The organism is Pseudomonas sp. NFIX49, from assembly GCF_900115915.1.
GTDB lineage: Bacteria > Pseudomonadota > Gammaproteobacteria > Pseudomonadales > Pseudomonadaceae > Aquipseudomonas > Aquipseudomonas pharyngis.
Genome location: NZ_FOYE01000001.1, coordinates 512891 through 525426, shown reverse-complemented (window position 1 = coordinate 525426; position 12536 = coordinate 512891). Strand labels below are relative to the sequence as shown.

At 56.5% G+C, this 12536-nt stretch carries 10 protein-coding genes; 2 read left to right on the top strand and 8 right to left on the bottom strand.

The genetic code is table 11. The features are described 5' to 3' along the window. Positions 1–4: 4 nt before the first annotated feature. From argR to acs, 7 genes are all read right to left on the bottom strand, one after another. Positions 5–985 (bottom strand): transcriptional regulator ArgR, encoded by a 981-nt coding sequence (gene argR / locus BMZ46_RS02395; protein WP_011335538.1) that lies wholly within the window; start codon positions 983–985, stop codon positions 5–7. Between the two features lie 111 nt (positions 986–1096). Beyond that, positions 1097–1861, bottom strand: coding sequence for an ABC transporter ATP-binding protein (locus BMZ46_RS02390; RefSeq protein WP_003227281.1), 765 nt, complete (start codon positions 1859–1861; stop codon positions 1097–1099). Between the two features lie 23 nt (positions 1862–1884). Next, positions 1885–2997, bottom strand: coding sequence for a succinylglutamate desuccinylase/aspartoacylase family protein (locus BMZ46_RS02385; protein WP_074688203.1), 1113 nt, complete (start codon positions 2995–2997; stop codon positions 1885–1887). Position 2998: 1 nt separating this feature from the next. Continuing rightward, positions 2999–3697: an ABC transporter permease gene (locus tag BMZ46_RS02380; RefSeq protein ID WP_039772064.1), complete on the bottom strand. Its 699-nt coding sequence runs from the start codon at positions 3695–3697 to the stop codon at positions 2999–3001. After that, positions 3694–4383: an ABC transporter permease gene (locus tag BMZ46_RS02375; RefSeq protein WP_007951063.1), complete on the bottom strand. Its 690-nt coding sequence runs from the start codon at positions 4381–4383 to the stop codon at positions 3694–3696. The genes BMZ46_RS02380 and BMZ46_RS02375 overlap by 4 nt, the downstream gene beginning before the upstream one ends. Before the next feature lie 91 nt (positions 4384–4474). Then, positions 4475–5248, bottom strand: a complete 774-nt coding sequence (locus BMZ46_RS02370) for an ABC transporter substrate-binding protein (RefSeq protein WP_011335541.1) — start codon at positions 5246–5248, stop codon at positions 4475–4477. A 558-nt stretch (positions 5249–5806) separates the two neighbouring features. Further along, on the bottom strand, positions 5807–7762 hold the full coding sequence (gene acs / locus BMZ46_RS02365; protein ID WP_007951065.1) for an acetate--CoA ligase: 1956 nt from the start codon (positions 7760–7762) through the stop codon (positions 5807–5809). 452 nt (positions 7763–8214) lie between these two features. Here acs and BMZ46_RS02360 point away from each other — a divergent pair, with 452 nt between their 5' ends. Both BMZ46_RS02360 and BMZ46_RS02355 read left to right on the top strand, forming a co-directional pair. Continuing rightward, entirely contained in the window at positions 8215–8475 is a 261-nt protein-coding gene (locus BMZ46_RS02360; RefSeq protein ID WP_011335542.1) for a DUF2790 domain-containing protein, read from the top strand. Positions 8476–9030: 555 nt separating this feature from the next. Beyond that, a complete protein-coding gene (locus BMZ46_RS02355) occupies positions 9031–10281 on the top strand; it encodes a ribonucleotide-diphosphate reductase subunit beta (protein WP_039772059.1) in 1251 nt (416 codons plus the stop codon). Between the two features lie 168 nt (positions 10282–10449). Here the strand turns inward: BMZ46_RS02355 and BMZ46_RS02350 are convergent, their stop codons facing one another. Continuing rightward, positions 10450–12534: an AIPR family protein gene (locus BMZ46_RS02350; RefSeq protein WP_139217032.1), complete on the bottom strand. Its 2085-nt coding sequence runs from the start codon at positions 12532–12534 to the stop codon at positions 10450–10452. Positions 12535–12536 lie beyond the last annotated feature (2 nt).

Sequence of the window (12536 nt, the reverse complement as noted above, 5' to 3'; positions counted from 1 at the left end):
CGGGTCATCCGCGCTCGGGTGGCACCGAGGACAATTCGAAAGGGCTGCTGCTGCGCCTCTGGTTGCGATCCTCCCGCGGCGTGGCGCCGAAGAAGTTGCGGTAGGCGCTGGAGAAATGCGGCCCCGAGGAGAACCCGCACGACAGGCCGATCTGGATGATCGACTTGCTGGTCTGCATCAACATCTGCCGGGCCTTGTTCAGGCGCAGTTCCAGGTAGTACTGGCTCGGCACGCGGTTGAGGTATTGCTTGAAGATCCGCTCCAGCTGGCGACGGGACACGCACACATGCTGGGCGATTTCGTCGGTGGTCAGCGGCTCTTCGATGTTGGCTTCCATCAGCAGCACCGCCTGGGTGAGCTTCGGATGGCTGGAGCCGAGACGGTTCTGCAATGGAATGCGCTGACGCTCGCCACCTTCGCGGATGCGTTCGACCACCAGTTCTTCCGAGACCGCACCGGCCAGTTCAGCACCGTGATCACGGGCCAAAACAGCGAGCAGCAAATCGAGCACCGACATGCCGCCGCACGCCGTCAGACGATCGCGATCCCAGTCGAACAGATGGCTGGTGGCGATGACTTTCGGGAATCGCTCGGCGAAATCGTCCTGCCAGCGCCAGTGCACGGCGGCGCGGTAACCGTCGAGCAGACCGAGTTGCGCCAGCGGATACACACCGGCCGACAGACCGCCGATCACACAACCGGCGCGCACCAGTTGCTTGAGCGCGCTGCTGAGTGCCGGCGCCAAAGTGGTCGGTGGTTCATCGGCGAGCAGGAACAGTTTCTGGAAGTTTTCGAGCTTGCCCGCCCAAGGTTCGCCGGGCAGTTGCCATTCACCTTCGGCCGGTGCTTCGGCCTGCAGGAACGACAACTCGTAAACCACGTCCGGATGCACACGCTGGGCAACACGCAAGGCCTCCTCTGCCAGCGCCAAAGTCAGAGCTTTAGTGCTGGGCCAAATCAGGAAACCAATTCGATGGGCAGTCATGGCGGGCGATCCGAAACGTAAACAGAGGGAAAAACCGAAATCGGCTGCAACCAAATTAGACCATCTGGCGCGCTGCGCAGCATGACCTAATCTGGTGCATAACGGGAGCGATTACTTGAGGCTGCCCGAGAGGAATTGTTGCAAACGTTCCGATTGCGGATTGACCAGCACTTCACGCGGGTTGCCGCTTTCTTCCACGACGCCTTTGTGCAGGAACACCAGCTGGTTCGACACTTCACGGGCGAAGCCCATTTCGTGGGTCACCACCACCATGGTCCGGCCTTCCTGAGCGAGGGCCTGCATGACTTTCAATACGTCGCCGACCAGTTCCGGGTCGAGGGCCGAAGTCGGTTCGTCGAACAGCATCACTTCCGGTTCCATCGCCAGCGCCCGGGCGATCGCCACACGCTGCTGCTCGCCACCGGACATGTGCCCCGGGAACGCGTCCTTACGATGAGCCACGCCGACCTTGTTCAGGTAGTGCTCGGCTTTCTCGCGGGCTTCGGCCTTGGACACGCCCAGCACGTGAACCGGCGCTTCCATGATGTTTTCCAGCGCGGTCATGTGCGACCACAGGTTGAAGTGCTGGAACACCATCGACAGGCGCGAACGCATGCGTTGCAGCTGTTTCGGATCAGCGGCTTTCAGCGCGCCGTCCTTGTTCGCCACCAGTTTCAGCTCTTCGTTGTTGAGCAGGATCTTGCCCGCGTGCGGCTGCTCGAGCAGGTTGATGCAGCGCAGGAAAGTACTTTTGCCGGAGCCACTGGAGCCGATGATGCTGATCACATCGCCGGCGGCCGCTTTCAGGGAAACGCCCTTGAGCACTTCGTGACTGCCATAGCGTTTATGCAGGTCTTGGACTTCAAGTTTGTACATGCGGTCGGTTCTCACAAAAACAGTCAGTCGTTGAGCAAAGGGCCGTCGCGCAGCGCATCGCGCCCCGCCACTTTGGCCAGCCAGAAACCGGGTTGGGCGTAACGCAGCCGCTCAATGGCAAACAGCACCCCGGACGTACCAGCACACACCGTGCTGACCCGATCCGACAGCGGATCGATCACTTCGAAAATCTTGTCACCGGCTTCAACCCACTCGCCGGGCTTGCGCAGAAAACTCACCACGCCGGGATGCGGCGGCAGGAGCAATTCAGTGCCCTCGAACGGCATGCCTTCGCACGGCTCGTGCGCCGCGTTCGGCCACTCGCCACGGATCAGGCCCTGCTCGGCGAGGAACGCCAGAATGCCTTCTGCCCAAGCCTCGGCCTGCGTCGGCGTGGTGTCAGCCTGACCGCCGAGTTCAACGGTGGTCGCCAGGCACGCCAGTGGAATCTGCGCGTCCGGGAACAGGCGCGACAGACGCAGCCACGGCAACGAGCAAGCCTCGTCGAACGAACTGCCACCGGAATCTTCCGCCAGCAGGCCGACTTTCACATCCAGGTGCGCGGCGAGCGAACGCCACTGCGGCCAGTGCTGCGGCAAGGCGTACATGTGCAGCGCGGCTTCGCAGTCGCAATGCAGATCCAGCACCACATCGGCGGTGGCGGCGTGTTGCAGCAGGATGCGCTGCATGCCTTGCAACTGGCTGCTGGCCTCGGGCAATGCGGCCAGATGATCGGCCATTGCCTGACGGATCAGACGGATGTTGGCGTGCGGATCATCACCGAGCTGTCCTTCCAGCCTGGCGGCCACTGGCACGCTGAGCTCGACGAAATCACGGTTGAAATTCTTGCCGCTGCCGGCCTCGAAACGGCCCTGATGATTGCCTTGCAGCAACTGGCCGAGACCCAGCGGGTTGGCCACCGGCACCAGTTCGATGATGCCGTTGAGCAGGCCCTTGGCTTCGAGTTCGCCGAGGCGTTTTTTCAGTTCCCAGGCGGTGCGCATGCCGGGCAGTTCGTCAGCGTGGAGGCTGGCCTGGATGTAGGCCTTGCGCTCGCCGCTGCCGAAGCGAAAAACCGAAATCCGGCGCTCGCTGCCCAGGTGGCTCCACGGTAGAACGTGGTCGATGCGTTCCATATCAGTGCTTCCTCGGGGCCAGGTAGCTCAGCCAGCGACGCTCGGCCAGCTTGAACAGGCGCACCAGAATGAAGGTCAGGCACAGGTAGAACACGCCGGCGGTGATGTACGCCTCGAACGGCAGGTAGAACTGCGCGTTGACGGTACGGGCCGCGCCGGTGATGTCGATCAGGGTCACGATGGACGCCAGACTGGTGGTCTGCAGCATCATGATCACTTCGTTGCTGTACTGCGGCAGCGCCCGGCGCAGGGCCGATGGCAGCAGGATGCGCTTGTACATCTTGAAGCGCGACATGCCCATGGCCTTGGCCGCTTCGATCTCGCCGTTCGGCGTGGCCTTCAGGCTGCCCGCAATGATTTCGGCGGTGTAGGCGCTGGTGTTGATCGCGAACGCCAGGCACGCACAGAACGTTGCGCTGGACAGCCACGGCCAGAGAAAGCTTTCACGCACCGCTTCGAACTGAGCCAGACCGTAGTAGATCAGGAACAGTTGAACCAGCATCGGCGTGCCGCGAATCACGTAGGTGTAGAGCCACGCCGCGCCGTTGACCACAGCGTTCTTGGAGACACGCATCAGCCCCAGCGGCAGGGCCGCGAGCAGACCGAAGAACAGCGACAGCGCGAGCAACTTGAGGGTGGTGACCAGACCGCCGAAGTACAGCGGCAGGGCCTCCCAAATGACGTTGTAGTCGAAGATCATAGATCAGCCGCCCTTACGCCTACCGAGTAGCGCTTCTCAAGGTGACGCAGCGCCAGCAACGAGACACTGGTGATCACCAGGTACATCGCCGCCACTGCGAGGAAGAAGGTGAAAGGCTCGCGGGTGGCGTCGGCCGCCTGCTTGGCCTTGAACATCATGTCCTGCAGACCGACCACGGAAATCAGCGCGGTGGCCTTGGTCAATACCAGCCAGTTGTTGGTGAAGCCCGGAATCGCCAGACGAATCATCTGCGGCACCAGCACCCGGAAGAACACCTGGAAGCTGCTCATGCCGTACGCCATGCCGGCTTCGGCCTGACCTTTGGGGATCGCCATGAACGCGCCGCGGAAGGTTTCCGACAGGTACGCTCCGAAGATGAAACCGAGGGTGCCGATACCGGCGGCCAGCGGATTCAGGTCGATGTAGTCGTCATAGCCGAGCATCGGTGCGACGCGGTTGAGCAGGTCCTGACCGCCGTAGAAGATCAGCAGGATCAGCACCAGGTCGGGAATCCCGCGAATCACCGTGGAATACAGATCGCCCAGCCACGCCAGCCAGCGCACCGGCGACAGGCGCAACGCGACGCCGATCAGCCCGAGAACGATGGCCAGGGCCATGGACGACAAGGCGAGCTGAAGCGTCAGCCAAGCGCCATCGAGGATGACAGCCCCGTAGCCTTTCAACATGATTCAGGTCCTCGAAAGTTGGGATGAAAAAATGGCGCAAACCGCAGAGATCCTGTTGCTTGCGCCATTTCGGACGGGTCGAGCGACGTCTTTACTTGCCGTAAATGTCGAAGTCGAAGTACTTGTCCTGGATTGCCTTGTACTTGCCGTTCTCGCGGATGGCCGCGATGGCGGTGTTGATCTTGTCTTTCAGGGCGTCGCCCTTGCGTACCGCGATACCAACGCCGTCGCCGAAGTATTTGACGTCGGTGAACGCCGGGCCGACGAACGCGAAGCCTTTGCCGGCGTCGGTTTTCAGGAAGCCGTCATTCAACAGCGTAGCGTCCGCCACGGTGCCGTCGAGGCGGCCGGCGGCCACGTCGAGGTAGATTTCGTTCTGCGAGCCGTACGGCTTGATCTCGGCACCCAGCGGGGCCAGGACTTCGCGGGCGAAACGCTCGTGGATCGAACCACGCTGCACGCCGATGTTCTTGCCCTTCAGCTCAGCCAGACCTTCGCTGACCTGAGTGCCTTCCTTCATCACGAGGCGGGCCGGGGTGTTGTAGTACTTGTTGGTGAAGTCCACGGACTTCTTGCGGTCGTCAGTGATGGACATGGACGACAGGATCGCGTCGATCTTGCGCACTTTCAGTGCCGGGATCAGACCGTCGAACTCTTGCTCGACCCACTGGCACTTGACCTTCATTTCTTCGCACAGCGCGTTGCCGATGTCGTAGTCGAAACCGACGATGCTGCCGTCCGGCGCTTTGGAGGCGAATGGAGGGTAAGCCGCTTCGATACCGATTTTCAGAGGCTTTTCATCGGCGAATGTCGGCAGGGACAGCACGGACAGTGCCAGGGCGCCAAGCAGCACAAGTTTCTTCATCTTGGGACTCCATCGGTAAAGGGCAAAAACGGCAGAGTGAGCGACAGCCCAATATGCGAATGGGTGTAACGAAATCGGTTGCTGCGTGCGTGGGACAGTTCCAGTCAAAACCGCGACGGCTTCAACGCAAGCCACGACGAGCGAGTGATCGGCATTCTAACGACAGGCCCGAAGCCGATATTTCTTCAATGCGACAACTAATTACAGATGCACCGAGAAACCCGCTTGAGCACATTGACAGCCCTGCAATTTCATGCAAGAGCGAAAGACAGTGAACCGATCTATGCTGCAAATTGCGGGCCTATTATTCGCAAACCCTTCTAATCCGGCAAGCGCGGGGTTATGTCTTATTTTTCACCGGGTGTTTTGAGGCTCTAAAACGGGGCGATGCGTTTCCGGATGCCCCGTTGCGGAGCGGGCGGTTACACATTCAGTTACTTGAAGGCGGACGGGTAACAGTAGGAAGTGTCTGACGGATGAAACCGATAATTATTGGAAAACAAAAAGCCCCGCCCGGCGCAATGCCGGACGGGGCTTTTCAGCCTTCAGACCCGCCGCTTACGCGACGTTCATGGTCTTGTGCGTATCGATCAGATGCTGCACCACACCCGGATCGGCCAGGGTAGAGATGTCGCCCAACCCTTCGTATTCAGCCGTAGCGATCTTGCGCAGGATGCGGCGCATGATCTTGCCCGAACGGGTCTTCGGCAGCCCCGGCGCCCACTGGATCACGTCCGGCGAAGCGATCGGCCCGATCTCCTTGCGCACCCAGTTTTTCAGCTCCAGACGCAGTTGCTCGCTCGGCTCTTCGCCATTTTTCAGGGTGACGTAGACATAAATGCCCTGCCCCTTGATGTCGTGCGGCACACCGACCACTGCCGCTTCGGCGACTTTCGGGTGAGCGACCATCGCGCTTTCGATCTCGGCGGTACCCATGCGGTGGCCGGAGACGTTGAGCACGTCGTCCACACGACCGGTGATCCAGTAGTAACCATCGGCATCACGGCGGGCGCCGTCCCCGGTGAAATACATGCCACGGAAGGTCTTGAAGTAGGTGTCAACGAAACGGTCGTGGTCGCCGTACAGCGTGCGCGCCTGACCCGGCCACGAATCGAGAATCACCAGATTGCCTTCGGCCTCGCCCTCGATGATGTTGCCGAGGTTGTCCACCAGCGCCGGCACCACACCGAAGAACGGACGTGCGGCCGAACCCGGTTTCAGCGCATGAGCACCCGGCAGCGGGCTCATCATGTTGCCGCCGGTTTCGGTCTGCCACCAGGTGTCGACGATCGGGCAACGGGACTTGCCGACGTTCTTGTAGTACCAGTCCCAGGCTTCCGGGTTGATCGGCTCGCCCACCGAACCCAGCAGACGCAGGCTGCTGCCGTCCGCGCCTTCAACAGCGGCGGTGCCGGAGGCCATCATCGCGCGGATCGCGGTCGGCGCGGTGTAGAGGATGTTGACCTTGTGCTTGTCGACGATCTTCGCCACCCGGGTGATGTCCGGATAGTTCGGCACGCCTTCGAACAGCAGCGTGGTCGCGCCGTTGGCCAGCGGGCCGTAGACAATGTAGGAGTGGCCAGTGACCCAGCCGACGTCGGCAGTGCACCAGTAGATTTCGCCCGGACGGTAGTCGAATACGCGCTCGTGAGTCATCGCTGCGTACAACAGGTAGCCGCCGGTGGTGTGTTGCACGCCCTTCGGCTTGCCGGTAGAGCCGGAGGTATAAAGAATGAACAGCGCTTCTTCGGCGCCCATCTCTTTCGGCGCGCAGACAGTGCCCGCCACTTTCATCAGGTCTTCGTACCAGATGTCGCGATGCTGGTTCCACTTGATGTCGCCGCCGGTGCGCTTGCACACGATGACTTTCTGGATGCTGCTGGTTTCCGGGTTGGTCAGCGCGTCGTCGACGTTGGCCTTGAGGGAAATTTTCTTGCCGGCACGGATGCCTTCGTCAGCGGTGATCACCACTTTCGAGCGGCAGTCGATGATGCGACCGGCCAGGGCTTCCGGCGAGAAACCGCCGAACACCACCGAGTGAATCGCGCCGATCCGGGTGCAGGCCAGCATGGCGACCACGGCTTCGGGGATCATCGGCATATAAATGGTCACCACGTCGCCGCGGTGCACGTCCTGGCCACGCAGGGCGTTGGCGAGTTTGCACACTTGTTCGTGCAGTTCGCGATAGGTGATGTTGCGGCTTTCGGAAGGATCGTCGCCTTCCCAGATGATGGCGACCTGATCGCCGCGCTCGGCCAGATGACGGTCGAGGCAGTTGTAGGAAACGTTCAGGGTGCCGTCGGCAAACCACTTGATGTCGACATGGTGATCGTCGAACGAAGTCTGTTTCACCGTGGTGAAAGGCTTGATCCAGTCGAGGCGCTTGGCTTGTTCACGCCAGAAGCCGTCAGGGTTGACGACCGACTGTTGGTACATGGCTTTGTAGGTCGCCTCGTCGGTCAGCGTATTGGCCAGAACCTCGGGACGAACGGGATACAGGGAAGCCGCACTCATCTTTCCTACCTCGGTGTAATAGTTGTTTTTGTATGACCCTGTTGTAGCCGGGGCGCCCGTATAGAACCATTCGACGATGGTAGTAACAAGCCCCTACAAAACATCCAGAAATGCCACAGACACCCCTGAAGCAAACCCCGCAACCCTTGTGGGAGCTGGCCTGCCAGCGATTCGGACGACCCGGTTTCCCGGGAAAGCCGCAGCGCCGGTAACACCGCATCCAAGGATTGTTACCAAATCTGCCAAAGGTGTTTATCAAAACCGGGTCTGTTTACCCCTGCCCCGCCTCCCTAAAATTCACCTCGCCGACAAGGCAAAGCGATTAACAAGGTTACAGCCCCCACGAAGGCCGTTAATCCAGTTCTGAAGTAACAAAGCAAAACGATGAAGTTCCACACGCAACCCCACAAAGGTTGCGTGACCCCACTCGACCTCAAGAAGGTAAATTTCAAATGAAAGCTTTATTGGTTCTGGCCCTCAGCAGTCTGTGCGCAACCGCCATGGCAGACGAGGTTCCGACTGATGTCGCCCAGCAACAACCGGCTATCGAGGAATACACTTACTCCACTCACCTGGACATCGCCAAAGTTGTTTCCATGAGCGAAGTTCCGAATGTCTGCGAAGTTGTTCCGGCGAAAATGGAATACGACGACTCCAAGGGTCAGCGTCACATTCTGCGTTACAGCATCATGGGCAACGGCTGCACCAATTGATGCGTTGAGACTGCACCGAATCGGATCACTCAGCGCAACATCGAGGGTCGATTCCAGCCCGGCTTCGGTCGGGCTCAGTTGTGTTTGAAGCGGCGCAAAAGGGTTGCAAAACACAAGATATAGTGAAAAACGCGTTTTTTTGCTCGTTTTTTGAGCAATCAATCACACGCCAAAAAATTAATGAAAAAAAATTCTCCGGGGCCAATCCCGGCGAAAGCCCTGTAAACCCTCGCTCCGATCGAAATCACCCGCGCGCTCGACCGCCCTGCGCTGTTTCGCCCTCCCCCACGCCCGTGTTTTTTTCCCTATAATGCCGCCCTAATCGGGTCAGCAATATTCCCTTACAGGGATCAAAGCCATTCTGAAGCCCCGCAGCAGCGACAACGCTGACCTGCGCCCGTCAGAGGCTCTCGGAAACCCGTAAAAATTTTCTGTTTATTGCCTGCGTAGCACCGCTGCAAAAAACGACATCCAACGCGGCCTGTACGGCCGTGTGAAAAACCAACCAATCAGTTTTCACACGGGCACAGGCCCTCACGCAGGAGACGACACGTCATGCTGAGCTGGGACGAATTCGACAAAGAAGACAGTGAAGTAGCAGCAGTGAAAGGCGCCAATGCCGGCCACGCTAGCGAAGCCAACATGGACCGCCTCGACACCGCCGGCGGTGCCGCCGCCCTCGAAGCCCGCGCCGTGACCGCCGAAGACTCGGCCGCCGTGGCCCGCGCCAAGGCTGCACTGGATTCCCTCGACGTCGCCGAAGGCCTCGCCGAACTCGAAGGCTCCGCCGCCCGTGTCGCCGTTGACGAAAAGCGCATGATCAACTGCCGCGCCGACCTCAACCAGCTCGTGCCATTCAAGTACGACTGGGCCTGGCAGAAATACCTGGACGGTTGCGCAAACCACTGGATGCCGCAAGAAGTCAACATGACCGCCGACATCGCCCTCTGGAAAAACCCGGAAGGCCTGACCGACGACGAGCGCCGCATCGTGATGCGCAACCTCGGCTTCTTCTCCACCGCCGACTCCCTGGTGGCCAACAACCTGGCCCTGGCCGTGTACCGCCTGATCACCAACCCGGAATGCCGCCAGTACATCCTGCGCCAGGCCTTCGAAGAGGCGATCCACACCCACGCCTACCAGTACTGCATCGAATCGCTGGGCATGGATGAAGGCGAGATCTTCAACATGTACCACGAGATCCCGTCGGTCGCGAAAAAAGCCGCCTGGGGCCTGAAATACACCCGCGCCATCTCCGACCCGGAATTCAACACCGGCACCGTCGAAACCGACAAAGAGTTGCTGCGCAACCTGATCGCCTACTACTGCGTTCTGGAAGGCATCTTCTTCTACTGCGGCTTCACCCAGATCCTCTCCATGGGCCGCCGCAACAAAATGACCGGCGTCGCCGAGCAGTTCCAGTACATCCTGCGCGACGAATCCATGCACCTGAACTTCGGCATCGACGTGATCAACCAGATCAAAATCGAAAACCCACACCTGTGGGACGCCGAAATGAAGGAAGAAGCTTCGCAGATGATCCTGCAGGGCACTCAACTGGAAATCGAATACGCCCGCGACACCATGCCTCGCGGTGTGTTGGGTATGAATGCTGCGATGATGGAGGACTATCTGAAGTTCATCGCTAACCGTCGTCTGTCGCAGATCGGTTTGAAGGAAGAGTACCCAGGGACGACTAACCCGTTCCCTTGGATGAGCGAGATTATGGACTTGAAGAAAGAGAAGAATTTCTTTGAGACGAGAGTTATTGAGTATCAGACTGGTGGGGCGTTGAGCTGGGATTGATATCTGCTAATACTTAAGCCGACAAAAGGATATCACCAAAAAAGCCCCGAATAATTCGGGGCTTTTTTTTGCACCTCTGAACTTAACACTGAAAAGTGCAAAAAACCAAACATGAACCAAATGAAAAATCAAGACAACTTAAACTTAATCGCTAACCACCTTGTACCCTCACAAAGAAATATATCCCTGATCGATAAGTGAGGCTCTAATCCTCCAGATCTCAATGCATTGTTTTTCCGTAGGTAGTTTATTAGGGATTTGTATAGCAACTTTCAGGAGGGATTCTTGCTTTGGAGTGAGCCTTGCCCCTCTTAGGCCCCACGTGAGCATTCGAGACCATTCATAAGAAGGTGTTTCAATCACGGAAATTTGAATCGCAATTCCATTGTCTGTCTTTTGCAACTCTTTGGAAGTAATAGCTTCCTCAGCACTATTCCGCAAATCTTGTAGAGAATCAACAAACCCCGGAACAAAATCAATCGACAAATCTTTCACTTGTTCCCAACAAGCCTGCATTTTTGCCCATTCAGTTACGTTCTCTTTAGGTCGATCGGGATCAGTGAGAACATCAAACACTCTTTTAGCAATTTGTTCGATCTGCTGCAACAACGGCCCAACTACGGATTGCTTATCCCACGTACTGCGAAGATTCAGCTGTTTACCCAAGGCTTGTTCAGCAACCATATTATGAAGTTTAGCCAGTGAGTACGTTACGATATTTGCTCGATAGCCGCCTTGATACCATTCTTGCTGAGACACAAGACTCTCAGTTTGTTTAAAAATAATTGCCAATGCCACTATATTTTTATAATAATCTTCATTAAACGCTTTCCCATCAGACATCCATGCTTTAGCAATGACGTCTGCAAAAACCATAAAATTTTTCTGAGCTCCCATACTGACTTTATGAGGCAGCTCCCGCCAAGTATTCTCTAGCTTCGCTACATCCGTTTTAGAAAATAACTGTTTACGTGGATTTTGTAAGATGAATTTCGATTTATCTGCGCCGGCCAGTTTAGCTTGCTCATTTAAATATTGACCACGAGCTCTCTCATAGAACCAGTGAGTACCATGCTGCGCGCCACCAGTGGAGGGTGCAAAAATTCGTCGAGAAAACTCCTCCAGCCTTACATGATAAGGGTGGTTAGAAAAAAAGTCCGCATCGCTGACCTTATTTTGGCTGTTGGCATAGCGAGCTATTTCAGGAGTTAATTCCCCAGCCTTTTCTGGAGGCAACACAGACAGTTTCATTTGGACCATGACTCTAGACAAATCTACGCCATCTTTCTTTCCTGAACTACCTCGCTTAGCCAAAGCAAGCGATGCAGTAGTCTGCCCACCATTTACTATTTGTAAGTTTGTTGCACTAATTATTTTAGTACCACCACTCTCCGCTTTCAAAACTACGTTCTCTGCGGTAGCAGCAATACCATTATTGAATGCAAAAAACATTTCTGGCTGAGTCTTGATGGTATGCTGAATTTTTGAGTTAACTTTACCTTTTGCACTTAAAAATGTACGAACGTTCCCTTCTAATAACCGGCTACCATAATCCTCGTAGATATCCGCCAACATATCACCGCTAATCATGCAGAGATAAGCTTTATAATCACCATCAGATTCGGCTGCAGCAAGACAGCTCAACCCACTCTGTCCGGAGCCCTCAAAACTCACCACAAGCTCATCTCGACCTGTGGCAGAAACATAAGCAACGTGAAACCTCGCAACATCCCAGATGTGAAATTCCGTAGGGATGCCACTTATAGTATCCTCTGGCCAATCTTTCAAACGCGACTTCAACTGCCCATCGGATACATAATAAAATCTAAACTTTGTGATTTTAGATTGCCAGTCCATCAAATCGCATGCCAAGCCGTATCCTGGTTGACTTTCGTCAAACGCACCGTCAGTAACAAAACCATCTAGAGATTCTTGAACATAGTTCTTAACCGTAAGAAATGCTTTTTTTACCTCATCGGTATTAAACGTTAAAATTTCATCCTCATTTGAAAAGCTCCCAATCAACAATGATACCGAATTATCTGCGTCATCCAAATAATAGCCATCAACGCGCAGCTTTTTCTTATTACTCACCCCTTCAAATCTGCAACTTTCAAAACTAGAAAACTGCTCTGATTCAGTCAGTCTATAGCCACATTCATCAATAAAACTAGCGCTCAGAAAATCTCGAGCAGACTCTGCGCGAGATCGGACGGACTCAAGAAACTCCCGATGAAACTCTTGCAGCGTCACGA

Coding starts and splice junctions, on each gene's coding strand:
- BMZ46_RS02370 (WP_011335541.1), bottom strand. CDS start 5,248: ATGAAGAAACTTGTGCTGCTTGGCGCCCTGGCACTGTCCGTGCTGTCC.
- BMZ46_RS02385 (WP_074688203.1), bottom strand. CDS start 2,997: ATGGAACGCATCGACCACGTTCTACCGTGGAGCCACCTGGGCAGCGAG.
- BMZ46_RS02380 (WP_039772064.1), bottom strand. CDS start 3,697: ATGATCTTCGACTACAACGTCATTTGGGAGGCCCTGCCGCTGTACTTC.
- BMZ46_RS02390 (WP_003227281.1), bottom strand. CDS start 1,861: ATGTACAAACTTGAAGTCCAAGACCTGCATAAACGCTATGGCAGTCAC.
- BMZ46_RS02355 (WP_039772059.1), top strand. CDS start 9,031: ATGCTGAGCTGGGACGAATTCGACAAAGAAGACAGTGAAGTAGCAGCA.
- BMZ46_RS02360 (WP_011335542.1), top strand. CDS start 8,215: ATGAAAGCTTTATTGGTTCTGGCCCTCAGCAGTCTGTGCGCAACCGCC.
- BMZ46_RS02375 (WP_007951063.1), bottom strand. CDS start 4,383: ATGTTGAAAGGCTACGGGGCTGTCATCCTCGATGGCGCTTGGCTGACG.
- acs (WP_007951065.1), bottom strand. CDS start 7,762: ATGAGTGCGGCTTCCCTGTATCCCGTTCGTCCCGAGGTTCTGGCCAAT.
- argR (WP_011335538.1), bottom strand. CDS start 985: ATGACTGCCCATCGAATTGGTTTCCTGATTTGGCCCAGCACTAAAGCT.